Origin of the sequence: Algoriphagus terrigena DSM 22685 (assembly GCF_000429445.1) — a bacterium.
GTDB lineage: Bacteria > Bacteroidota > Bacteroidia > Cytophagales > Cyclobacteriaceae > Algoriphagus > Algoriphagus terrigena.
This window is the reverse complement of record NZ_AUBW01000014.1, coordinates 63,714-87,795: the sequence shown is the minus strand read 5'-3', so window position 1 is coordinate 87,795 and position 24,082 is coordinate 63,714. Positions and strand designations below refer to the sequence as shown.

Here is a 24,082-nt window from a genome sequence, read left to right as displayed (position 1 = left end):
GGTAAAGGAAGACAGATTTTAACATTCTTCACAGGGGTCTTCGCTCCAAAAGAGCACCCCGGGATTTGCTTTAATCAATAAGAAAATGAAAAAATGCTATTTAATAATCGCATGGGCATTTGCAGGCATGACGCTGCAGTCCTGCACCGAGTTTCTGGATGCCAAACCCAAACAGAATCTGGTCATCCCTTCGACCCTGGACGACTATCAGGGGCTTCTGGATGCCGAGCAGCGGGGTATGAACTCCTTTCCAGTAAACGGGATGATCAGTTCGGATGACCTTTTCTTCGGTAATGGGCTTCTCCAGCGATTGCCTTTCACTATGACTGCCCTGTATTTCTGGGAGAAAGAACTGTACATAGCTGACGAAGAGGATGTCAACTGGATTATCCCGTATGGGAAGGTTTTTTATGCCAACGTGGTCCTGGATGGATTGGCCGACTACGAGCCGGCCAACGGGGCCGAGCGGCAACGGATGGAGGAACTGGCTGCTTCAGCCAGGTTTTTCCGTGCCATGGGCCATTATGAAGTGCTGATGCATTTTGCCGAACCTTACGATCCGGACAGGATGGACCAGTTGGGAATCCCTATCCGGCTTACTTCGGATATCAACCAAAAGGTGAAGCGGTCCACCATGCTCGAGAGCTTTTCGCAGCTCATCGCTGATCTGGAGGCAGGGACGCAGGTATTGGAAGAGAAGTCGGACATCCCGACCAGACCATCCAAGTGGGCAGCACATGCCATGCTGTCCAGGGTGTACCTAAACATGCACCGCTATGACTTGGCTTATGAACACTCAAAAAAGGCGTTGGAGATCGGAAATGAACTCATGGACTATAAAACTATCGAGACCGATCTGCCTTATTCTTTTGAGGTTTTTAATCCCGAAGTGATCCATCACCAACAGCAATATACGACCACCGTTACCCTCAGTGCCGACAACTTTGTGAACCCCGAGCTGGTCAGCCTGTATGACAGTGCGGACCTGAGGCTGAAGTTCTTTTTTGAGCCGAGTGGCACGGAGGATAGATTGAACTTCAGGGGGAATTACACCGGGGACTTCTATTTCTTTGGAGGGATTGCCACGGATGAGGTTGTCTTGAACCTGGCGGAAAGTGCCTTTAGGCTGGGAGAGGAGGATGAGGCTTTGGAGGCTGTAAACTATTTGTTGGAACACCGGATGGAGGCGGGATTTGAGGGTCTGTCCGGACTTTCAGGAAATAACCTTTTGCTGCGGATTGTAGAAGAAAGGAGAAAGGAGTTGGTCTTTCGGACGGTCCGATGGCTGGATCTGAAGCGGTACAATTTCTATCCTGAACTTCAGGTGACCTTGAGTAGGAACTATAACGACCAGGAATCAATCCTTCCACCGGGCGATACGCGGTACACGTTTTTGATCCCTCCGGCCGAGATGAACCTGAACCCCTTGGTGCAGAATGTTAGGTAAAAAAGGGAGGGCATCGCCAGCGGCAATGCCCTCCTTAAAAGAAAAAGATCAAGGGTTTACTACGGGCAGGTTTCCGTTCTTGACGAAGGTTCCGTTTTCCACTTGATCAGCACCAGTCATCGGTTCTTCTCTTGAGCAGGTGCCGGAAATCACATCACAATGATAGGTTGATCCACCCGGGGTGATCCCGGTCAGGTCATACCATATTTCTGCAGACGGATCTTTTGCATAACGCTCCGTCGGGTTGCCTGGGAAATTCATCGCCATGGCCAGGGTTGCTCCCAGCAACAATGCAAGTGCGGGGAGAAGTTTGGATATTCGGTTCATAATCGTTTTTGGATGTGAGGGTTTTCCCTCTTGTTAAACAAATGGTTAAGGTGCTTTGGGACAGTGGACTGCATCTGCGATCCCTGCCCTTTCTGCGAAACCGCCCGGATTACTCCGGTCAGGGAGCCGGTTTGTCTCCCTACACTGCCGAGGTTAAGCAGGTCTTCCTACTCCCTGCTTCAGGAAGAGGCAGTGTATGCTTTGAGGCTTCCCGAAGCGGATTGCTTCGAGAGCCTAATCGATATTTTTTGCAGTCCTTCACTCGCAATGTTCGGACTGTTGGGCGGCGGAGCCCACCCCGCCGCCCTTTTTTGTCACCGTAAAATTTGTATTTGTCTACTAACTACTGTTGGGTATCTACATTATATTAGTTATATTTATTGTGTAATGTGATAGACTTCCTGATTAAAGCTTAACACCCTAAAGCCGAAGACCCCGTCTTTGGCTTTTTTGCTTTGTCTTTGTAAAGTCCAAAGACGGATATACCGATGAAGAACAGGTTCATCCAGAAGTGTTCCGCCCAGCCAAGGCTTTCCAATATTCCTGCACAGTTGCAGGGTATCCTGGGAAATGCCTCTACCCAAATCAAACCGACGTAGGTGGTAAAGACGGTCAGCAGTAACAAGCTTCCCAACATCCCCCACCATCGGGTCATTGAAAAAAGCATGACTACAACAATCAGCAATTCCGCTGCGGGTACGGCGTAGCTCAGGATCTCGGCGAGTTCGGCCGGAAATGTCTGGTTGTGGAAGGCCTTTCGGCTATCCTCAAACCGAACAATCTTGTCCAGCCCGGTATAAGTCCAAAGCAGGATAAGCGCAGCTGTGGGTATTGACAGAATTGTTTTCATGGTGCGTGTTCCCTTTGTTTTTTTAAGTTTTATCTATTTGAGTCTTATCTATTTGAGTCTTATCAATTTTAGTCTTACCTATTTTATCCGTCCGCTTCGGATGCTTTTCGGCTTCCTTATTGGCTGTGTCTAAATTCCAACAGGATTTGCTTTCTGGTACCGATGTGGTAGAATCAGCAGGGATTTTGGCAGAATTGACAGATTGATAGGGTTATTTTGGATTGAAGCGGGTACTTTTTTAGGTGTTCGGGATTGGTTTTTTTTTGATTCTGGAGCTTATCTGTTTTTCGGGCCTTGGCGGACTGGCGATTGAAGAGGAGCTTAGGGGGCTTTGGAAAGCTGCCGGAAATCATTAAATTGTTAATTGCGAGTGAGATATTTTTTATAAAACAGGCCAGCTGGGTGGGCAGTCCCTTTGGTCCTGTATTGTCTCCGATTTGATAGGGATACTGCGATTTCCCGATGCTTTTGAGGTGATCCGGTTTTTTGCTGGCCGAATCACGTCAGTCACTCCGTGGATTGGACTGTCCTCCATGTTGTGGCCGGTACCGCCTATTGCAAGGCAGGAACAACGGAAACCCCTTAAAGGTAGGTTTGCTGTTGGTTCCTGACTGTATTTTGATTGGGTGGGATTATGGGCAAAGAGAAAGACCCGCCGGAGGCAGGTCTTTCTTGGGCAGGTTTCCGACTCCAGATCTCAGACACTGGTAATAATCGTGGTCGGGCACTCATGGAAGAAGCTGATGGTTTCTTTCCCCCTGCTTTGGTGGTTTAGACTTCGGAAAGCAGTCTTTTTGGCGGATTTCATTGCCTTTTGGCAATCTTCTAAGAGGTGTTGATTTTTCATGATTTTTGAATTTTGGTACGATGAAAACTAGTGAGAAAGCGATCAGGAACTTCCCCTCGGGTAGAACTGACGGGGATTTTGGCAGAACTCGCATCACTGCCTGGTTTTTGGAAAGGCCGTTGATGTTATTGCTGGCCGTGTGGATCAGCTATCTGGTGGTAGACATCGGTGCGACTCTGATCCTCCATGGGAAAATTTCAAAGTGGCTGATTCCGGGTTATAACTTTATGGGCGGATTTGCAGTAATCGCCGTTTTTTTTGGCGTGTTCCTTCCCCTGTTTTTTACTGGCCGCAAAAGATTGGCAGCGGTACTTATCCTGTTGGTAACGCTGTCATCTTTTTTTGGAGGCAAGCTTGCCATACTCAGCTATCAGACGGGAGAAATACCTGAACTGAAGTCCTTTTTGGTGAACGAGTCCACCCGACTCCTTCACTTCTTTGCACTGGCAGGTGCCATCTGGATGATGTGGAGGAACCAACAACTCAACCGGAAGAAATTTGATCTGGAGATGGAACACGCACGTCTGAAGATGGAGCATGTCTCCCTGCAGCTCAGTCCGCATTTTATCCTCAACACACTGAGCCATACCTCGGCAAGGATTGCCAAACTGTCGCCGGAGCTCCTGACAGAGTTTTCAAGCCTTACCTCATTGCTCAAATACAGCTTCAAAGAGTTCAACCATCCCAATTTTCTTAATGAAGAGGTACAGGCTGTGATGTATTATCTGCAATGCCAGAGGCTGCGCTTTTCCAGACTGTCGGTGGATGTGCGCAATCAGATCGGTCCGACGGCGTCTGGATTGCCGATGCCGAAACTCTGCCTGCTTACCCTTGTCGAGAACGTGTTCTTTCACGGCAGGTATGAAGACAGTAGCGTTCCATGCAAATTTGGATTTTTTCTATTCCCCGGTACCGGGAAAGGCAGCTGGCATTTTTCTGCAACCATTACCAATGCCATCGGAACTCCGGGAAGGAAGATGAGGTCAGGGTTTGGTGCCGCATCTGTATTCCGGATTCTCAGGTATCACTTCGGGGACAGGTTCCAGGTATTCACTGCCTCGGACGGGATAGAGTATTCACTGTTACTGACCATAGCGTATGAATCCGAAGATCAAGGTAGGGCTGATTGACGATGAAGAGTCCATATTGGATCTGTTGACTATCCTCATCCGGATGCTTCCGGACTTCGAGGTAAGTTTTGCGACGACCGATCCGGTCAAGGGATTGGAATGGATCAGCAGGGGTAAGGCCCAGATTCTGATTACAGACATCGTCATGCCTGAACTCGGGGGGCTGGAGATCTCCAGAAGGCTGCTGAAGACCGGTATTCCCATCATTATCTGCTCCGGACACCAGAAGTACGCGGTTCAGGGCTTTCGGGTAAAAGCCGTCGATTTTCTGGTGAAGCCGCCCGACCCCATGGAGCTTACGGAGGCGCTGTTGAAGGCAGGGGAAAAGGTGGACACGGGCTTTGTGCTCAGGCAGGTCATCGACGAGGATTATGTGGTGGTGGGTGAAAAGCTGAGTCACCGGAAACATTTTATCAGGCCATCGGATATCCTGTATATGGAGCAACAGGAAAAGGATTCCCTTGTTTATTTGGAAAAAGGGCCGACAGTGGTGTTGACCAACCCCTTCCTGGTCAGTCTTGCCAAGCTGAAATCTCCCTTTATGATCAGGGTCCACCAGTCCTACGCGGTCAACATCCAAAAAGTCCAAACCCTGCTACCTGATGAATGTATCCTGATATCCGGCCAAAGCGTTCCGGTGAGCAGGACCTACAAGCATGAGATTCAGGTTTTAATGGATAAGAAGCTGATCAGATGAGTGCGGATCGCTCTGGCGGGGTTGGGGGTAGCCGACAGCCTGTTTGTCAGTATGCATCCACCGGCCGAGCTCTCGGTAGAGTCTGTACCTGATCCTGCCTTCCCGCTCACGGGTGTCTGCCGGAAAGAAGCGGTTGACCATCATATGCAGATGGTTGAACAGGAGGTTGCCGGATTGGTCTGTTCCTGCGCTGAAGTACTCATGGTTGGCTATCGTTTGGAGATATTCCTCAATCGGGAAGTTTTCCAAGTCCGGTTTTTCGACAGGGGAGTAGGTTTTTTTTAGCGCTCTGGTTTCGGATACAGGCATGTTGAGAACCTGGGCCCGGAGTTCTCTGAACAGTGCGGCTGCATGCTGGGATTCGCGAAGTATCGTGAGCCATAACCAGACGGTCAGGTCTTCTTTCCATAAATCCGGAAGGTGGAAATTCAGGGTTCCATCCCTGTTCCTGCCTGCCAGAAATGCGGACTCAAGCCAGAACATTTTGTGGGAACAGGCCAATCCGGTGATCCCGTATTTTCTGGTTTCCGGGAAATAGTCTGTTGTCTTCCAGGTTAAGCCTTCACTGATAAAAAAAGCTCCCAACCGCAGCAGCCACCGGCTTGCCCGGGAATGCGGAATATCCAGGAGGCGCAGACGGATTTCTGTTGCGCCGTTTTTTCCGTACTGCAAGAAGTACCATGGTATTTTCTGGTTTGGGAATTTCCACTCATTTAGCTGATGCAGCAGTCTTTCCAGCACTTCCCCCGTATCGGAATGACCGGCCTGAATACTGAAGCACAGACAATCTTTCCGGGGGTCGGAGAGTGGATTGAATACGGGCCCGATCTTGGGAATCACCTGCTGTTTGGAAGAATGGTAGACAAACTGCGGATAGAGCGGTACTCCTTTTTCAGATTGAAAAAGATCGGAGGGATACCAAAGGGCCTCAGTCGCTGAAATGCTTCCGTTGCGCTGGAGTTCCTGCCAGAGGATGGTAAAATCTTCCGGCCTGAACCGGTTGATGAGCAGTTCCCGGTCCAGATTTCCTGCCAGAAGAAACTGCGGGGCGTTCAGTTGGTCCAATCGGTCCTGCAGGCTTTTCCGGTTCGGATAAGATTCTTTTTTTAGCGTCCACTTTCCAGGTTGAAGGCAAACCGGACCCCAGTTCAGCCGGGGACAATACGGCAGATCCCGAAGGGTCTTGCTTTGGTAGGGCAGGAATCGGTAGTTGTTCTGGTGTGCGGTTTCCCATAGCAGGCGCAGGACTGGATGGGTGACCTGGTTTCCGTTCAGGGGATGTAAGATGACGGGAAGCACCTGGAATCCTGACTTTTTGTGAACCAAAACTATCCTTTTACCGCTGATTCCTATCCAAAGATCCCTGAGTCCAAGCTTTTTTTCGGAGGTGGAAGCAAATGGGGTGATCTCATAATCGAAGAGGTTGCGGACATCGCAGATATGGTCTATGGCTGCAGTTTCCCTGAGGGCGACATGCGCGTAAAGGATGTCTTGATTCGGATATATGACATCTCTTACTTTACCGGCATAGTCGGCTATCCGTGGATCACGGGTGAATCTTCCCAGGTACACGAATGGCCTGTTGCATACCATGTTTTCGATGACAGGGTTTCGGTTTGCGTCAAGCCGGTATAACAGCTGCAGGTCGTAGATATTTTCCTGAAGCGGGGCTTTGGGAAAGGATCTGCTCAGGTCGATGGCTTTCTCACCGCCTTTTTCGCAGAGCAGAGCGGCAAGGACATCTTCCCGGTCCATCGATTTTGTCGGTCGGTCAAGAAAGTGGCCGGAAACAAATTCACGTTCTTTCAGGAGATCTTCAAGTACGACGAACCGGTCATCATAGCTTCCGGCAAACCAGTCGATAAACGCCTGAACATAGTTGCTTCCTTCGGGAGCGAAAAGATGGCCTGCGGTTTCGGTGAATTGTGTGAGTATGGATTCCGCCGTTTTGGGAAGTTCCAATGGATTGGAGAGGACTGAATCTGTTCCGGCGGGAATTCTTGGCAGCCATTCTGGTGTCAAGAGGCCGGTTGCAAGGATGTCATTCCAGGTGTGTTTGGCCATTTCAAGGCTGGGTCCAGGTTCCTGAATGTCCAACAGGCCGGCAAACTGCTGAAAATCGAAAGGCTGAGGAATTTCCAAGAGTTCATCCAACAGACTGTTTTCTTGAACCTTGCAGTCGACCCATCTGTCGGTTTCACCATCCCACACGGTGGCGTGGTAGTATCCGTGTTTTTTGGAAATCCCCGGCAGAAGCCGATAAAGACCTTCATAAGGTCCAGGTAGGGTAGACTTGGTATTGGATTGTTCACTGGATGGCAAATCTGTGATCCGGAAAGGGGTTTCGAGTTTTAAGTTTGCTCCCCACTTTCCAATTCCCACTCCTGCAAACCTGCCGAAGGGAGTGGGGCGGAACCTTCCCCGAAGAAGGTACTTTCGTAGCTTGATCTTCAGTTTGTGCTCCAGTTCGGCAAATGGCTTTTTGGCCAGTTCCTGACTAAACTCCGGTGACGACAGTGAGATTGCCTCCAGGATTTCCGGTCGGTTTTGCTCCAACTCTTCAGGGTTCTCATGGTCAAACTGGAACAGCGGGATTCGATAGATAAACTCCATGGCATTTCGGATGTTCGTTTGTTCAATCCTAGCCAGAAGTTCGCTGCGATGGCAAATCTTGGTAGAAACGACACCGATTTTGGTATAACTTACAATGGAGTGGAGGCGGTTTTGATCATCGGTTAATCCATTCCCTGAATTTTGGGGCTCTGACCTGGCTGACTACCGTTTCTTCCCTGAATTTCGGTTCCAGCTGGATCAATAGTTTTCCATGGCCGTGCGGCTGAAAGTGCGAACAGGCCAGGTAATGGATGATGGTTTTCCTGTTTAGGCGAAAAAAATCCTTTTTGGAAAGGATGCTTTCCAACTCATCCAGGCTTTCATTGAGAACATATTCCTTTGCGCCTGATGTAACCAGATAGTTTATCCGGTCCTGATGGTAGATATACCTGATCTCGTCCAGAGCGATGGGAATCGTCCTGTTTCCCTGGTTTGCTAAAAGGGTCTTCTTTGATACCTTGGGAGTTTTTTTGTCTTCCCTGTTTTTCAACATCTTATAGTACACCAGATAGTAGAGATTGAACAGGAAGATCGGCATGATCATGAAGGAAGCGCTACTCTGGGAGATGACATCCGGATGGGCATTGCTGAGTCCAAAATACCATCTGTACAACGAAAGAAAGAGGTAGTCCGTCAGACCCGGAAGCATGACGCCAAAAAGGAACTGGAGGACCGGTCTGCCAAAGGGTTTTTCTTTCCAGTCAAATCTCCGGTCCAGTTTGACGGTGACCCAGTGGACAAATTCCAAAAAGAAGGCCGTTATAAACAAAGCGACCAGAAACTTGACGGGAAAAGACTGCGTCGAGACCGTGTCCAAATAATGGGCACTGTTGCCGTACATGGCCACCAAAAAAGCGGATCCTGCGCAAAGGATGGCGCGAAAAAACTGATCGCTGTACTGGATCTGTGACCTTTTATTAACCAAAACCACTTCTGTTTATCCGGACGTCGGGTTTTAAAAATTCCCAAGCCTTTTGAAAAAGGGACTGATAAATTATAAGTTATAAAAGTTCTGGAATTTTCATCTTTTCAATTCTTTGTACGGCGGGACTTTGGTGCATTTTTCATACGGCCTTTGTGCCGTTTCAAACAGATTGTTAGCCGTTTCGGAATCTGTGGGCTTCATTTTGTTTTGGTTAGGATGCAGCCTTCCTAGTTTTGGAAGGTGTCTTTTTTACCTGCTTCGAGTTGGTCATTTTGGGGCAGGACGCAGTTTCAACCGGGATTACGGTCCCATAAAATTGTCAGACGATGAACGACAGAGAATTTTACAACGGGCTTTTCATGCAGATGAAGGAGGAGATCGCTGCGGTGGCTTCCTCTTCTTCCAACCGGCTTTATGTGGCTGAACAGGCCTACCTGCTTGCAGGGAGTTTCTGTTCCCAAATAAGCGCTCCGGATGCCTTCGAATCTGTCCAGGAGGAGATTGGTTTTTTTAAACGGGTCAGGCCCGGGTTTGAGGCCGAGTTGATCTACTACGGCGAAGTTTACTACATCCTTTCATCCCTTCCGGAAAGGCAGAAGGATGCCCTGGAGTTTTTGCGTACCCAGTATATTCCTTCCAGTCTTTACCGCCAAAAGTATCGGTTCCTGTTAGAGTACTTTTTGCTGGATCGCTCGGATTTTGACATTCAGCTCTTTACCAAAAGTGAGTCTGGGGAGAGTAGGGAGAGGCTGCCGATGCCCGGGCTCCTGCCTATCGCGGATTCTAATTCGACACCGGCGGGAAAGGTGTTCGCCAGGTTCCGGGCCTTTGACGCGCTCCGGGGATTTCTGGAAAAGGAGATCAGGAGCTTGAAGAAACGCGGGGAAAATTCCGGACATCCCGTTAAATGGACAGCACCCAAAGCCGCTTTAGTGGAACTTGCTTATGCCCTGAAAGCAGCAGGGGCGATCAATCATGGAAACGCATCCATACGTGATATCGCCGGGCATCTGGAACGTGTGTTTCAGGTTGACCTGACGCAGTTTTACCGGACGTTTCAGGAGATCAGGATCAGGAAAAACAGCCGGACTACCTTTTTGGACCGCCTGAAGGAAAAGCTGGAGAAGTGGATGGACAACACGGATTTCAACGGAAAGGGGGAGGACTAGCTGTTTTTTTGTCCCCCCTTCGGGTTCCGGTGTGAACAATCGTCCCGTTTCCTGCCCAGGTTTGTCGCAACAAAAAACAAAACTATGCTGGACAATTATTCCTGGACAGACTTTCTGGAAATCTTGGTGACGACGCTTTTTCTCTATTATGGCTGGGTAGCAATCCGGTACTACAGTGCAGACCTAAAGACTTTTTTTGGACGTACCGGGAATCAAAATCCTGTGCTTGAGAAAAGCAGGGCTCCATCCGGATTTGCACAGTATGGTGTGGCTGTTTTAGGTTTCCGACAACTGCTGCAGGAAGTGGATACCGGGTCTTTCTGGTACGCGGCAGATGAGGAAGAATTTCTGGGGCTGCTGGCAACCCGGATTCCGGGTGACAGGATTGGGCAGGGAGATCTGCTCGGAATTCTGGCGATACATCTGAGCTCGGTAGCACAGGCAAAAAATCTGCGGATCGATGAAAATCAGATCCGTGGGCAGCTGGGCATAGACTGAATTGATACCATTAACTAACTGATTTATGAAGAAAAAACTAAAAGGGCACCTGTTCATGCTGTTTCTGTTTGCTTCCGGGATGGCGGCTGCACAGGACGGAAATGCCGGGATCAACCAGGCAACACAACAGGTCCGGAGCTATTTCCAGTCGGGAACCAATCTGATGTACGCCATCGGGGCGATTGTAGGACTGGTCGGTGCGGTAAAGGTGTTCAACAAATGGAACAACGGCGAGCCCGACACGGGAAAGGTGGCAGCGGCCTGGTTTGGCTCCTGCGTCTTTCTGGTGGTCGTGGCCACCGTCCTGCAGAGCTTTTTCGGGATTTAAAAAAAGCGTACTGCATGATCCGGTATAAGATCAACAAAGGGGTCAACAAACCCATCGAATTCAAGGGGCTGAAGTCCCAGTATATCGCCTACCTGGCAGCAGGACTGTGCATGACCCTGGTGGTCTTTGGGTTTGCCTATGCGTTGGGAGTTTCAATGCTCCTTTGCCTGGGGATCGCCGTGTCGCTCGGGACTCTGTTGTGCTGGATAGTATTCAGCTTGAACGCCCGGTTTGGAGAACACGGTCTGATGAAGCAGATGGCCCGGCGACAAATTCCTGCAAGTCTTACCCTAAGGGATAGAACGGTCTTTACCCGGCTGATTAAAATCTAAAAAGGAACGTTAATGGAACTCGACCGACTATTCCCCTTATATAAGGTGGAGCAGAATCTGATTATCTCCCGGCAAGGGGACGTCACCGCCGCCTTTGAAGTCGCATTGCCGGAGATCTTTTCGCTCAGCCCTGCCGGGATGGAGGCGATGCACCAGGCATGGAACAAAGCGGTGGACATTCTTCCGGGGCAAACGGTGTTGCACAAACAGGATTGGTTTGTCAACCGGATGTACAGAGGAGAGTTTGAAGGTAAAGATCTTTCCTTCCACTCCAGAACGAGCGAACGTTACTTTGACGGTCGGCCCCATCTGGATCATCGCTGCCGTCTGTTTCTCACCCAAAGACCCGGGGGAAGTAAACTCGCGGACTCCGCCTGCTCCAATCTCCTGCGAAAATCACTGCTCCCTGCGGAAATCCCCGAACCGGGCTTTACAGCCGGTTTTCAGGATTTTGTCGGGCAGTTCAGACAGATCCTTGGGGACGCGGGCATTGTTATGGAGCCCTTGTGCGACTCGGCCATTGTGGGTTCGGATCAATGCCCAGGCATCCTGGAGGAATACCTGTTTATGGGGGACACCGGAACCCTGCAGGATATCTGCTTTAAGCCGGACTGGAAGATTGGGGACAAACACATGTTGCTCTTTTCCATGGGGACTGCGGATGTCCTGCCTTCAACAATCAGCCCCTATTCCAATTATCAGGCCTTCGAAACCGACGGGACGGAATTTCCGATTGGGTTTGCCACGCCTGTCTGTTCCCTGCTTCCCTGTTCCCATCTGTATAACCAGTATCTCTTTGTCGAAGACCCAGCCAGGAAACTCAGGGACTTGGAATCCAAACGGCTGAGACTGGAATCCCTGGCGAACTATAGCAGGGAAAATGCCATGGCAAGGGATGCGACGGGCGAGTTTCTCGATGAATCGATCGCAACGGGCAGAAAGCCGGTCAAAGCCCATTTTAACCTGATGGTCTGGACTGACAAGAGGGAGGAGTTGTCGGTACTCCGTAATCTAGCGGCAGGTGCTCTGGCAAAGATGAATGTGGTTCCCAAGCTGGAGACGGTTGGGGCCCCCCAGTTGTTCTGGGCCGGACTTCCCGGAAATCAGGCCGCGTTTCCGGTCAATGAAACCTTCGACACCTTTGTCGGACAGGCAACCTGCCTGTTTAATCTGGAGTCCAACTACCGGACTTCCCGCAGTCCCATAGGCATCAGGCTGGGTGACCGGATCACCGGCTATCCGGTCCATGTGGATATCTCGGACGAGCCGATGAAGCAGGGGCTGATCACCAACCGGAACAAATTTATCCTGGGCCCCTCGGGTTCGGGGAAATCCTTTTTCACAAACCATCTGGTGCGTTCCTATTATGAACAGGGCAGTCATATCGTGCTGGTTGACGTGGGACATTCCTACAGAGGGCTGTGCGAGTTGGTCAAGGGCTATTATTTCACCTATGAAGAAGGCAACCCGCTCTGCTTCAACCCTTTCTTTATAGAAGACCGCAAACAGCCTGACACGGAGAAAAGCGAAAGCCTCAAGACCCTGTTGCTCGCACTGTGGAAGAAGGAGGATGAAAGCTACAGACGCTCCGAATATGTGGCGCTTTCCAATGCACTGAAGGGGTATTTCAACCATCTGGAAGACCATGCCGGGATTTTCCCCTGTTTTGACTCATTCTATGGGTTTTTGGATTCGGAGTTCAGGGCGCAACTGCTCAATGAGGGGGTAAAGGAAAAGGATTTTGACCTGGAGAATTTCATGTACGTGCTCCGTCCCTATCACAGGGGAGGAGAGTTCGATTACCTGCTGAATGCCAGGGAAAAGCTGGATTTGCTGCAGCGCCGGTTTATCGTATTTGAACTGGACAACATCAAGGACCATCCGATCTTGTTTCCGGTGGTCACGCTGATGGTGATGGAGATTTTTATCTCAAAGATGAGAAAGCTGAAGGGGATCAGGAAGATAATCCTGATCGAGGAAGCCTGGAAAGCAATTGCCAGGGAAGGGATGGCGGAGTATCTCAGATACCTGTTCAAGACGGTCAGAAAGTTTTATGGGGAAGCCATCGTGGTGACGCAGGAGGTGGAAGACATTGTCTCCAGTCCCGTGGTCAAGAATGCCATCATCAACAATGCGGATGTCAAGATCCTGATGGACCAGAGCAAATACCAGAACAAATTTTCAGAGATCCAGGAACTCTTGGGGCTTTCGGACCGGGAAAAGGCAATCATCCTGAGCATGAATAAGACACCCGGCGCGGGGAAAAGTTTTAAGGAGGTCTACATCAGTATCTACCGAAAGGTCTACCGGGTGGAAGTAAGCCGGGAGGAATATTTGACCTATACCACGGAGGAGCAGGAAAAAATCAGGGTGGAAGCATATACCCGACGATTTGGGGACAGAAGAAAAGCGATCCGGCTCTTGGCCGAAGTACAAAGCACTAACTCTTGAAACAAATGAAAAAGAAAATTCTGATCCTGTTTGTTCCCCTGTTTATCGGACTGGGAACGATGTCCGGAACGGTGGAGGCCGTACCGATTGCGGCCATCATGGAGGTGATCAAAGCCGGGGTTAAAAAGGCAATCCAGGCCATCGATCTGAAGGTTCAGCGTCTTCAGAATCAAACCATCCGGCTTCAGCATGTGCAAAAGATCCTCGAGATCAAACTCAGTGAGGAGCGGTTGGAAGCGATTGCCGGGTGGAGCGAAAAACAGCGGAAACAGTATGAGGACCTGTTTGGGGAATTGTGGAAAGTGAAAAGCATGATTTCAGGATACCGGCGGGTTAGTGGCATTGCAGCGATTCAAAGCCAGTTGGTCCGGGAATACCAAGAGGCCTGGGGGGTGCTGAGCCGTTCGCCCTTGCTGGGAACGGATGAAAAGCAGGCCATGGCAAAAGCCTACCTGTACCTGTTGGAGGAATCCCTGCGCAATCTCGGCCATCTGAATTCGGTACTGACTTCTTTCCGGTTTCAGATGAACGATGCAGACCGGTTGAGGATGCTGCATCTGGCCGAAGGGCGCATCCGGGATAACCTGGCAGCGCTCCGCTCCCAAAACAGGGGAAACTTTCTGTTGCTTCATTCCAGGGAGTCCAACTCCCTGACACACTTCAAACGAAACTATGGGTTGGATTAGGATAGAAATTTGCCTCGTCTTTTTGATCTGGGGAAACGCACAAAGCCAGGCGCAGACCTGGCAGGAATGGACGCGGCAGAAGAAGCTTCAGACCGAATACAAACTCTTGGAGATCCAGTCCCTGAAATACTTTCGTGCATTGGTGGTGGAAGGCTATGAAACAGCGGAACGCGGTTTGGGCATGGTAGGCCAGATCAGGAATGGTGAGTTTGGGTTGCATAGCGAATACCTGGAATCCAGAAAAAGGGCAAGTTCGCCGATAAAGCACGCCGCCCCGGTCGAAAGGATCTATCGGTGGAGGAACCGGATAGAACAAGAATTGAAGGGCATGGATTTGCTTTGGGCGGATGCGGGGCAGTTACGCCCCGCCGAGCAGCAGGCAGTCAGGGAATTGCAAGGTCTGGTCAGAAAGCGTTTGGGGTTGTTGGTCGCTGAACTGGAAAGTCTGCTCAATCTTGGTGGTTTGGACTTGTCTGAGGGGGAAAGTCTCCGGCTTCTGGATAAACTGGAAAATGAAATGGCTACGCTGTATACAGGGCTGCATGCGGTAAACCACCGGCTCCGTGCCCTGGGCCCAATGCGTATAGGAAGTAAAACGGATCAGTTGATCATAAAGGAGTTGTATGGGGACTACTAGCATAAAACTACTCCTGTGCGCCGCCTTGTCGGTGATGTGGTTCTATCCCTCTCTGTCCCCGGCCCAGTCCCAGGAGGCGGCCCAGTTGGTATTGAACTTTGAAAAGCTCAACCAGCTACGGCAGATCCTAAAGGACATGCAACGGGGATATACCGTGTTGGAAAAGGGATATTCGGCTGTCAAAGACATCACGGAAGGCAACTTTCGTTTACATGAGGCTTTTCTTGATGGACTGCTGGAGGTCAGTCCGGAAGTCCGAAAGTATCACCGGTTGGCTGGACTCATCCGACTTCAGGAGCGCTTGGTCAGTGACTATCATTCAGGTCTACGTCGGCTTCAGTTCTCCGGGGAATTCTCCGGGGATGAAATTGCTCAACAGCGAGCCCGCTATACGAGGATTTACCGGTTGTCACTTCGGAACCTGGAAGAACTTGCACTCATCCTCTCTGCCGGTAGCCTGCGCATGGGTGACTTTGAAAGACTGGAAGCGATCGACCGACTGTATGGGGAGATGCAGGGACTGCTGGGTTTTCTCGGGAATCTTAACCGGGACATCGATGTACTGATCGCCCGGAGACAAGAGCGGATCAAAGAACAGACGAGGATATCAACGCTTTACCCATAATTCCATGAGGGGAAACAACAAAAAGATTCTTCTGGTAGCGCTTGTGGTGCTCTGGGTGGCAGGCGATGCCAATGCCCAAACCATCTCCGGTGAAGTGGAGGAACTGCACCTGGTCCTGTCCAGGATTTACGGAGAGATGATCCCACTTGCGGACCGGCTGATCGCGGTGGGGCGGGGTCTGGCGGGCTTTGCGGCCATCTGGTATATCGGTATGCGTGTATGGGGGCATATCGCAAGATCCGAACCCGTGGATCTGTACCCCCTGTTGAGGCCTTTTGCAATCGGCCTGGCGATACTGGCTTTTCCCCAAGTCTTGGCCCTGATCAACGGCCTGATGTCCCCCATCATATGGGCCACCTCGGAGATGGTGGAAGACAGCAACCGGGCCGTTGCCCTGCATATCGAACAACTGAAAACCCGGGAGGCCGAGCCCTATCTACACTACGGTCAGGAGGGGGGAACGGAAGAATTTCCGGAAACCGAGGAAGACAGGGGAATTTTGGAGCGGATGAGGAACGAGCTTTTTGAATTCAATCTGAAAGCCATCTTTAACCAGCTGGTCTCCGGATTGCTCCAGATCCTGTTTTTTTCCGCCGCCCTCTGTATCAATACCATTCGGACTTTCCAGTTGGTGGTACTTTCCATCCTGGGGCCAATTGTATTTGGCCTGTCTGTTTTCGACGGGTTTCAGCACACGCTCCCCGCCTGGTTTGCCCGGTACATCAACGTTTCCCTGTGGCTGCCGGTGGCCAATATCTTCGGGGCCATAATCGCCAAGATCCAGCTGAATATGCTGGTCTTGGACGGTAACTTCACAAGTTCCCTTGGTTACATGGTCTTTATGGTGATTGCTATCATCGGGTATGCTACCGTCCCGAATGTGGCGGGATTTATCGTGCAGCCCGGAGGGAGGGACAGCCTGCTCACAAAAACGACCCAGGCAGCCGGTACAGGTGCCACGGCGATGACACGTATGATCAAATCCTGACACAGATGTTCCAAAACCTTAAAAACCTCGATACGGCATTTCGCCACGTGAGATCGCTGGCGTTTGTGACCATCCTCACTTCGCTTGCCTTCGCTTCCTATATGGGCTATAGCGCAATCCGTGCAGTTACGGAATCCCAAAAAAAGATCTATATCCTGGCCGAAGGCAAGGCGCTGGAGGCTTTCGCTTCCGACCGGAGGGAGAACATACCGGTAGAGGCCCGGGACCATGTGAAGATGTTCCACCATTACTTTTTTACCCTGAGTCCGGATGAAAACCAGATCAGGGATCAGATGGTCCAAAGCCTCTACCTGGCCGATGCGTCGGCAAAAACAGTGTATGACAACCTTCGGGAACAGGGCTACTATTCGGGCTTGGTTGCTGCCAACATCAGCCAAAGTATACAGATGGACAGCGTCCAGGTTTCGACAGATTTGGTTCCTTTTCAATTCTGGTATTGGGGTAAGCAGACCATTGTCCGCCCATCATCGGTTACCTACCGGAGACTGTACAGTAAAGGGAATCTCAGAGTCATCGAAAGAACGGACCGCAATCCCCATGGTCTGCTGATCGAAAACTGGGAGATCGTCTCCAATGAAACCCTGAAAACAGAACAACGATGAGAATAGCCGGGATCAAAACAGGGAGCCGGTTTCCGGGATCTTCTTTACTGAAAGGAGAGCTGGAACGTATTGCTGAAGGATTTGGTCGCCTACCTCTCAATTCACAACGCTTCGTCGTGGTCGCCTTGTTGGTTCTCGCAGGACTATGGTCCGCTTCCCTTCTGGTTGAAGGTCTTGGGCCGGCACTTTTCCTAGGTCCATTCGATCCCGAGCCTACTTCGGTTTACTATGATTCCTTATTCCTACAACCCTTCAATAGTCCTTGGACGAAATGCCCTAAAAACCTTTCTCACAAAAAGGGGATGGTTATGTGGGGCATTTCCATATAGCAATTAAAAAACCAATATAAACTCATGAAAAAACTCACTGAAAAAGAGAAAAAGGAGAGAAAATACCTGATGGTACTTCCCCTGTTAACCCTTCCGTTCTTATGCTTGGCATTCTGGGCGCTCGGAGGAGGAAAGGCTTCTAGCCCGACAAAGGCTCCGTCTGAACAGGGCCTAAACCTTCGCCTTCCTGAAGTAAGCCCGGAAAGTGAACAACTGGACAAGATGCAGTCTTATGAGCGTGCCGAGGAGAAAGCCCGTCTGCAACGGGAGCCGGACTTCATGGAGCAGGACTGGGAGTTTCAACCAAATCCGGATTCGCATAAGATGGCCACCGAAGAGAGGATGTTCACGGATTTTGGTCTGGAGGAAACAGAGCTTGCCCTGATGAAGAAGCTGGAGGAAATCCAGTTTTTGGCAAAAGAGCCCGAGGAGCCGACGGAATTGGATATTTCGGAGCCGTTGCCGGAACTTGGAGGTGGCAGACCGGAGTCATTCGAACCGGATTTACGGCGGCTGGAATCCAAAATGGTTCCAGCAGCAGGGGAGATGGACCCTGAAATGGAAAAGATCGATGCGATGCTGGATAAGATGCTTGACCTCCAGCATCCTGAACGGGTGGAGGAAAGGCTGGCCCGTAATCCGGAAAAAAGAGAGGTGGAGCCTATGGCAGTACGTCTGGATCCCTTTGATCCGGATGTGGATTCCGGGTGGGGCGTTTCGGAGGAGGCTGCGGAGAGAAATGGATTTTATTCCCTCGAAGACAACAAGCGGGTTTCGCTGTCCGGTATCCGTCCTGCAATCGAGGCCCGGGTGACCGTCGATCAGGAAATCGTCACCGGCGCTTCTGTTGAACTGGAGCTCGCGCAGCCAGTGTATGTCCGGGGTATGGAATTTTCCGAAGGTACTCCGGTAAGCGGGCGCTGTACCCTGAACGGAGAACGACTGGAAATTCATGTTGAAACAATCCGCCTTGGAAACTTGATCGTTCCTGTCAGGCTTTCGGCAGTCGGACAGGATGGGCTTCCTGGAATCAAGATCCCTGGGGCGATAGCCCGGGATGCTGCCAAGCAGGGCATCGGAGACGGGGTACGGTCACTCAACCCGATGGCAATGTCCGACTCCTGGGAGGCTCAGGCAACCATGACGGGCATGGAAACGGTGAAGGGGCTGGTCTCCAAAAAATCCAGACTGGTCAGAGTGACCGTTAAGGCTGGACATCCGCTTTTGCTGAAGGATCTGTCAGATTTTTAACCGGTTGATCCGGTATCAGCAATCTTTTCAACACTTTACAAAACAACCAGATAACATGCGAATTGCTTTAACTCTGATAGCCATCGTGCTGTCACAGCTATCCCATGCCCAGCTTATACCCGAGCCCAGGATGCCTGCCTATTCTATTTCGATAGGCTGGGACAAGACAACGGTATTGGTCTTTCCCTTTGAAGTGGTAAGCGCCGACCTTGGCAGCGCTTCGATATTGGCGCAGAAAGACCCGGCGGCACCCAATCTGCTCAGGCTGAAAGCAGGCAAACGGGATTTTGTCCCGACCAACCTGTATGTGGTTACCGCGGACGAACAACTGTATCCCTTTGAGGTGAGCTACAGTCCCGATCCAGACCCACGGCCGATTGACATGGGGCTACAGCGGGACTACGAATCGGCAAAGGCTCAGTTGGAGGGCGTCAGTCTTAACAGGCATGAGATGGAAATGATATTGGATGAACTGTCCGAAAGAACGCTACAAAAGGCCAATTGGGGAAAAAAGCGGGGCGGCGTCAGAATAGGGATCGGAGAGGTCTATGAGAAAGGGGGAGTTCTTTTTCTTCCGATTAAAATCGAAAATTCAAGCCAAATGGATTACGTCCCCCGGAGTTGGGACTTCACTATACGTGACAAAAAAGTGCTGAAGCGGACGACGATCAGAAATGTGCCCGTGATTCCGCTCGCTCTGCCTGAAATGGATGGAGTGTCGGGGAAGTCAGCGCTAATTCAAGTAGTCGCACTTCCACGGTTTACGCTGTCTGAATCGAAGGAATTTCATATTCGGTTAATTGAAAAGAACGGAGACAGAAATCCTGACCTGTCGGTTTCCGGAAAGAAGTTTCTCCGTCCCCGGTCAATTGCAATCTCAACCCTTAACTAAACTACTATGACTATCAAAGAAAATATTGAACAACTGCAGGAAAGACTGAAGTATTCCGGCTTTGGAGAATCCCTAAACAAAGATTTGGAAAAGTCCGTCAAGGCAAAAAAAGATGAATTCAGCCTGGAGGTGTTGAAAGAGGTAGGGAGCCAACAGTTAGAATACAAACTGCATTTCCAGCGTTCGTCCGAAGGCAGGTATTATTACAACGGCTTCGATGCGAAGTTGGCCAATACGGATGGGGGTGAAGTATCGCAACGCTTTTATCAAAATCAGGGAATCTCTGCCAAAGAGGCATATAATCTCTTGGAGGGTAGGGCGGTGTTCAAAAGCCTCTTCAACAAAGAGGGGCAGCGTTATAACGCATGGTTGCAATTGGACTTGGGAAACAGGGACGACAAAGGGCAACATCCAGTCACCCAGTATCACCAGAATTATGGATTTAACCTGGAGGAAAGCCTAGATAAATTTGCGATTGTCGGTAGGCAAGCACCGGAAAACAAGGAAACGTTGCTTTACAGTCTTAAAAAGGGAAATCTTCATCAACTCGGATTGGAGGGACAAGGTGAAAAATACTTTCTGGCTGCAAATCCAAAGTTTAAATCCGTATCTGTTTTCGACGAACACGGCAAAGCCCTGAAGATTGAAACGATAGACAAAAGATTGAATTCCAACGAGGAGCTGGGAGAAAACTCGGCTAAAAGACAGCAAAAGCGTATCAATGCTTAGCTTGTCCTTTTCAGGACTATGGATCAGATTCTATACCCGGCCATTAGCCGGGTTTCTTTTTTTTTTAAAAATGATGAGATTTGAAATAGCGACGAAAAATCGCTCCTACACAGCTTTGGGTTGATTGTAACTAATCAGGATTTTTAGATCCCCTAACCCCCTTTCCCTCATCCGTTCCTCCTTCGGAAAAGAAGATTGACTGTAAAGCGGGTCAGTCAAAGCCACTGCCCACAAACCCTAAGGTGTTATTGTTTTTTGTGTCGGGTTTTGGGCAAAGGCTTTTCGATCTGCAGAAATCAGGAGAGGGGTGTCCCTGAATTCCGGAACAAGGTAGCCCTGTATCCTCGGTGCGGCCAAGAGCTTCCGGCATAAAGCCCGCCCGCAAAACCCTGCTGGTTTATTCCTTTTCCTCTTGGCCTTGGTCGGATCAGGACTGGGAGGATTCCATAATTCATGTTCCACAAAACGAAAAAAATTATGGAAGCTTTAATTGAGTCAATCGATCTGAATACCGTTGCGGAGATCACGCTGGCCTACCGCCCAACTGTTAAACCCAGCCAACGGCCCAAAGTGGACTGTTCCAGACAGGTGTATGAAGTTTTTTTTCGCTTCTGGAATCAGGATTCCCTGGAGTATATCGAGCAGTTTCAGGTGATGCTGCTCAGCAGGGGGAACCGGGTGCTGGGGATTTCGACGATCAGTACTGGAGGGACCGACGGGACCTTTGTCGATGCCAAAGTGGTGTTTGCTGCAGCATTGAAAGCCAATGCCTCCTCGATCGTGCTCAGTCATAATCATCCGTCGGGAAATCTTCTGCCTTCCGACCCCGACAAACGACTCACCAGACGGTTGGTGGAAGTTGGAAGGGCGTTGGATCTTCCGGTCTTGGACCACATTATCCTGGGCCGGGAGGGATACTATTCCTTCGCTGATGAAGGGGAGCTTTAGGCTCCTCTTTTATAACCTCTGGCTGGCATGTTAAAAAATATTTTCATAATGATTCGCTATTAACAATTGATAGTCCGTAGTTTTTTTTCTTTGGAAAAAATAAAAAGATCCTTGCAGAATTGCCAACGTGATGGAAACCGGTAACCAACCTTGAGATGCGGAAGGGAATTCGCTTCCGATCTGCATTTTCGGCCTGCCAGCAAAAGGCCTTTGCGGCCGTACTCGCCTGCAGCACTGCCGCCATGGGCAGAAGGAAATCTCAAAGCAAGGCTGCTGCCCCTCCGGTGCTTCCATATGGACTTTGCCATCCCCGACTATTTGGACCGATATACTCACCGGGTGCCATCAGCAACAGTCGGATTGGCTCTTGCAATGAAGGCAGTGTCAGCTTCCGATGGAAAGACTACCCCGACAAAGAGACAAACGACCACCGATACGCTCACTCCTGGAAGATCTGATTACTAACAAGATTCTCGAGAAAATACTCGGACCTGAAGCTTTCTCCTGCGTCCGTGGTCTTAAGGGACGGATGATACATGAAAAAAAACATCCAGAAGAAAAGTCAAAGAATAAGTTTTTTGAAATCCTGAAACCGATTTTTTCTTATCCGGAGAAACCTATGGTTAGAAGGAAGTTCTGATCACATAAAAAACTAAAAAAGCTGACGAGCCTAATAAAAGCCCTAGCGTTGATATTCTAGTGACCATTCACTATTTCCCTTAGCAACAAAATATATAGCCTCAGACTGTTTACTTTTGACTATGAGGAAAAGGAATGTGGAATTGGAAAATAGAATTCAAGTACGATAAGAATCAAGAAATGAAAAGAAATATACCGAAACTAAAAGGGACTCAATATATATTTATTTTGACTTAAAAAAAACCGCTAATCCGGAATTAAAATTGAAAATTCCATTAAAAGGTGGTATATATGTGTTTCATCGGAATAAATGGCAATGGATGAACAACGTTGATTTCAAAAGAAAACTGATTTTTTTATGACGAAAGTATTTCCTCAAATTAATCTCATTAATATTTTTGACAACTTCCTAACCGTAGAAGAATGTGATTTTGTTTTAAGAGAACTTGAATTTTCACATTGGAGACATAGCCATTTAATAAACCGTGGGACAAAAGGTGAAGAACAAGCTTTTAAAAGTAATAGACGTGTGAGTGAAACAGCGAATCAAGAATGGTTCACAGATGAATTAGATTTATTTATTAGAGATATTGAGTGTCGCTTACAGCAAATAATCCCATTTAATGTATCTCATTTAGAATATTGGCAAGGAACAAGGTACCCTATTGGTGGAAAACTCGATCATCATTTGGATTCGGGTTATTGGACAAGTCATTATGCAGGTGAAAGAAAATTTACATTTTTGATTTATTTGACCACCCCCACAGGCGGTGGTTCAACTTATTTTCGAGCATTGGATCGGCATGTGAATGCTGTAGCAGGGCGTCTCCTGATTTGGGACAACTTATTTGAAGACGGAAGCCCAAACCACAAGACAATTCATTGTGGGTCAACCCTTGAAGCAGGTAGCAAAATTACTTTGGTAACGTGGCTTAGACAACTACCCATGCGACTATAACTATTTTTAACAACAACATAATTCATAGCAATGAGCGAAATGGAACAACATGTGATAGATTCTATCAAAAAGAGGTACGGACAAAATATCGATCTGTCTAAAGAACCTGCGTTGATTCTTGAGATCATACGGATTTACTCAACTGATCTCGAACGAACAGAAGCCGCATCTGACGAATACGTTCAAGTTGAGACAGGTGCTGTCGGTGGAGTAGGACAGGCAAATCGAACAGATTTAAAAAACAAAAAGGTAGAGAGTCAAGGCATGCATGAAGCAGTTGTCTCGGGAGAGATTACAAATACTGAAATAATGAAAGAGCTTATCAGGATTCGTAAAGATTTAAATACGCTGTTACAAAGTCACAAATAAGGAGACGGATTATAACAACTAGGTATTCGTTTCGTGCGAAGCACTGACAATGAAACCACTGTTGCATAGCCTGCCCCGATTCTTTCGGGAAAACAGGTGGAGTTCATAGCGGGATTGAGTCGAGGAGCTTTCACATCTTTGCTCATCGGCCTGACCGGAAACAGATAACTTCCCTCGATTTTGACAATATTTCCTTTTAGTGCTTAGTCAGTCCGCCTCCGGGCACGGTGTAGTTCAGATGGGGATGAAGGCTCAGGGTTTGTTCCCAAGTGTGGAGAATGGCGATCATCCCGGTTTTGGTTCCAAGTTGACGGCGATCTCAAGCGAAGCAATCCACTGTTTTCCATGCCACCTCAAATAGGCTGTCATAAACTGCCTTGGGCTGATGCATCGCCAACTGATTCAGCGTATCGGCCACTGTGAACACTAAATGGAAGTAGGGTACTGGTAGGGTTCTGTCTCTCGTTTGGCCATCCAGTCTTCCCGGTTTTTGTTCCGGCGCTTCGGGCAGTGCCTGTTCCGACAACTGTTATAGCCGATCCTGACTATACCTCATTCCGTACGGGCATCGACATGTCCACCCAAGTATGCGGTACGGTAGTGTTTGAGCGCAGAAAGCGTGTGAAGTTGCCAACGGTTGATGGGGGTATTTTTCCATCTGGGCCAAGTGCTGACGGAGCACTTGAGCCACTTCAAAATCAGTAGACAGACAATCTGGATAAAAAACTAGTCATCCTTAAAATCTGTATCGAGCGACTCTACTATCTAATCTTACTAAAATTATAGTATTTTTA

At 49.3% G+C, this 24,082-nt stretch carries 24 protein-coding genes and 1 pseudogene; 20 read left to right on the top strand and 5 right to left on the bottom strand.

What is annotated here, in order from left to right; genetic code table 11:
• The first annotated feature begins 85 nt into the window (after nucleotides 1–85).
• Nucleotides 86–1,447 carry a RagB/SusD family nutrient uptake outer membrane protein gene (locus tag G459_RS0113960; protein ID WP_084454509.1) on the top strand — a complete coding sequence of 454 codons (1,362 nt, stop codon included), beginning with the start codon at nucleotides 86–88 and terminating at the stop codon, nucleotides 1,445–1,447.
• Nucleotides 1,448–1,495: 48 nt separating this feature from the next.
• Here the strand turns inward: G459_RS0113960 and G459_RS0113955 are convergent, their stop codons facing one another.
• A complete protein-coding gene (locus tag G459_RS0113955; protein ID WP_026968195.1) occupies nucleotides 1,496–1,774 on the bottom strand; it encodes a hypothetical protein in 279 nt (92 codons plus the stop codon).
• Nucleotides 1,775–2,186: 412 nt separating this feature from the next.
• A complete protein-coding gene (locus tag G459_RS27545; protein ID WP_051315228.1) occupies nucleotides 2,187–2,624 on the bottom strand; it encodes a MauE/DoxX family redox-associated membrane protein in 438 nt (145 codons plus the stop codon).
• Between the two features lie 867 nt (nucleotides 2,625–3,491).
• On the opposite strand from G459_RS27545, the gene G459_RS0113935 reads away from it, so the two are divergent.
• Together G459_RS0113935 and G459_RS0113930 are read left to right on the top strand one after the other, a co-directional pair.
• The gene (locus tag G459_RS0113935; RefSeq protein ID WP_026968194.1) at nucleotides 3,492–4,601 is read left to right on the top strand and encodes a sensor histidine kinase; all 1,110 of its coding nucleotides are present in this window, start codon (nucleotides 3,492–3,494) and stop codon (nucleotides 4,599–4,601) included.
• Nucleotides 4,570–5,298, top strand: coding sequence for a LytR/AlgR family response regulator transcription factor (locus G459_RS0113930; RefSeq protein WP_026968193.1), 729 nt, complete (start codon nucleotides 4,570–4,572; stop codon nucleotides 5,296–5,298). Before G459_RS0113935 ends, G459_RS0113930 begins: the two co-directional genes overlap by 32 nt.
• On the opposite strand, the gene G459_RS0113925 is transcribed toward G459_RS0113930, so the two are convergent.
• Together G459_RS0113925 and G459_RS0113920 are read right to left on the bottom strand one after the other, a co-directional pair.
• Nucleotides 5,272–7,911, bottom strand: coding sequence for a lantibiotic dehydratase (locus G459_RS0113925; RefSeq protein WP_026968192.1), 2,640 nt, complete (start codon nucleotides 7,909–7,911; stop codon nucleotides 5,272–5,274). The two genes, G459_RS0113930 and G459_RS0113925, sit on opposite strands and share 27 nt — an antisense overlap.
• A 115-nt stretch (nucleotides 7,912–8,026) precedes the next feature.
• Nucleotides 8,027–8,836, bottom strand: a complete 810-nt coding sequence (locus G459_RS0113920; RefSeq protein WP_157373344.1) for a LytR/AlgR family response regulator transcription factor — start codon at nucleotides 8,834–8,836, stop codon at nucleotides 8,027–8,029.
• A 326-nt stretch (nucleotides 8,837–9,162) separates the two neighbouring features.
• On the opposite strand from G459_RS0113920, the gene G459_RS29000 reads away from it, so the two are divergent.
• From G459_RS29000 to G459_RS0113820, 17 genes are all read left to right on the top strand, one after another.
• A complete protein-coding gene (locus G459_RS29000; RefSeq protein WP_051315227.1) occupies nucleotides 9,163–10,005 on the top strand; it encodes an RteC domain-containing protein in 843 nt (280 codons plus the stop codon).
• An 84-nt stretch (nucleotides 10,006–10,089) separates the two neighbouring features.
• Entirely contained in the window at nucleotides 10,090–10,503 is a 414-nt protein-coding gene (locus G459_RS0113910) for a hypothetical protein (protein WP_026968190.1), read from the top strand.
• A gap of 25 nt (nucleotides 10,504–10,528) precedes the next feature.
• The gene (locus G459_RS0113905; protein ID WP_026968189.1) at nucleotides 10,529–10,831 is read left to right on the top strand and encodes a DUF4134 domain-containing protein; all 303 of its coding nucleotides are present in this window, start codon (nucleotides 10,529–10,531) and stop codon (nucleotides 10,829–10,831) included.
• Between the two features lie 14 nt (nucleotides 10,832–10,845).
• The gene (locus tag G459_RS0113900; RefSeq protein WP_026968188.1) at nucleotides 10,846–11,163 is read left to right on the top strand and encodes a DUF4133 domain-containing protein; all 318 of its coding nucleotides are present in this window, start codon (nucleotides 10,846–10,848) and stop codon (nucleotides 11,161–11,163) included.
• A gap of 12 nt (nucleotides 11,164–11,175) precedes the next feature.
• Nucleotides 11,176–13,614, top strand: coding sequence for a TraG family conjugative transposon ATPase (locus G459_RS0113895; protein WP_026968187.1), 2,439 nt, complete (start codon nucleotides 11,176–11,178; stop codon nucleotides 13,612–13,614).
• Between the two features lie 5 nt (nucleotides 13,615–13,619).
• A complete protein-coding gene (locus tag G459_RS0113890) occupies nucleotides 13,620–14,300 on the top strand; it encodes a hypothetical protein (protein ID WP_026968186.1) in 681 nt (226 codons plus the stop codon).
• On the top strand, nucleotides 14,287–14,937 hold the full coding sequence (locus G459_RS0113885) for a hypothetical protein (RefSeq protein ID WP_157373343.1): 651 nt from the start codon (nucleotides 14,287–14,289) through the stop codon (nucleotides 14,935–14,937). Before G459_RS0113890 ends, G459_RS0113885 begins: the two co-directional genes overlap by 14 nt.
• Complete coding sequence (locus G459_RS0113880; protein WP_035455978.1) at nucleotides 14,924–15,562, top strand: hypothetical protein; 639 nt, start codon at nucleotides 14,924–14,926, stop codon at nucleotides 15,560–15,562. The genes G459_RS0113885 and G459_RS0113880 overlap by 14 nt, the downstream gene beginning before the upstream one ends.
• A gap of 4 nt (nucleotides 15,563–15,566) precedes the next feature.
• Nucleotides 15,567–16,550: a conjugative transposon protein TraJ gene (gene traJ, locus G459_RS27535; protein WP_051315226.1), complete on the top strand. Its 984-nt coding sequence runs from the start codon at nucleotides 15,567–15,569 to the stop codon at nucleotides 16,548–16,550.
• 5 nt (nucleotides 16,551–16,555) lie between these two features.
• Nucleotides 16,556–17,173, top strand: coding sequence for a conjugative transposon protein TraK (traK, locus tag G459_RS0113870; RefSeq protein ID WP_026968183.1), 618 nt, complete (start codon nucleotides 16,556–16,558; stop codon nucleotides 17,171–17,173).
• A 353-nt stretch (nucleotides 17,174–17,526) separates the two neighbouring features.
• Nucleotides 17,527–18,753, top strand: coding sequence for a conjugative transposon protein TraM (traM, locus tag G459_RS0113865; protein ID WP_026968182.1), 1,227 nt, complete (start codon nucleotides 17,527–17,529; stop codon nucleotides 18,751–18,753).
• Between the two features lie 55 nt (nucleotides 18,754–18,808).
• Complete coding sequence (locus G459_RS0113860) at nucleotides 18,809–19,645, top strand: DUF4138 domain-containing protein (protein WP_026968181.1); 837 nt, start codon at nucleotides 18,809–18,811, stop codon at nucleotides 19,643–19,645.
• 6 nt (nucleotides 19,646–19,651) lie between these two features.
• Nucleotides 19,652–20,374: a hypothetical protein gene (locus G459_RS27530; protein ID WP_051315225.1), complete on the top strand. Its 723-nt coding sequence runs from the start codon at nucleotides 19,652–19,654 to the stop codon at nucleotides 20,372–20,374.
• Between the two features lie 477 nt (nucleotides 20,375–20,851).
• A complete protein-coding gene (locus G459_RS0113845) occupies nucleotides 20,852–21,322 on the top strand; it encodes a JAB domain-containing protein (protein WP_026968180.1) in 471 nt (156 codons plus the stop codon).
• Between the two features lie 155 nt (nucleotides 21,323–21,477).
• The gene (locus G459_RS29885; protein ID WP_157373342.1) at nucleotides 21,478–21,780 is read left to right on the top strand and encodes a transposase; all 303 of its coding nucleotides are present in this window, start codon (nucleotides 21,478–21,480) and stop codon (nucleotides 21,778–21,780) included.
• 539 nt (nucleotides 21,781–22,319) lie between these two features.
• Nucleotides 22,320–22,919, top strand: coding sequence for a 2OG-Fe(II) oxygenase (locus G459_RS28995; protein ID WP_051315224.1), 600 nt, complete (start codon nucleotides 22,320–22,322; stop codon nucleotides 22,917–22,919).
• Between the two features lie 30 nt (nucleotides 22,920–22,949).
• On the top strand, nucleotides 22,950–23,288 hold the full coding sequence (locus G459_RS0113820; RefSeq protein ID WP_026968178.1) for a hypothetical protein: 339 nt from the start codon (nucleotides 22,950–22,952) through the stop codon (nucleotides 23,286–23,288).
• Nucleotides 23,289–23,368: 80 nt separating this feature from the next.
• Here the strand turns inward: G459_RS0113820 and G459_RS30630 are convergent.
• Nucleotides 23,369–23,997: pseudogene (locus G459_RS30630) on the bottom strand (IS91 family transposase); the annotation flags it as partial.
• Nucleotides 23,998–24,082 lie beyond the last annotated feature (85 nt).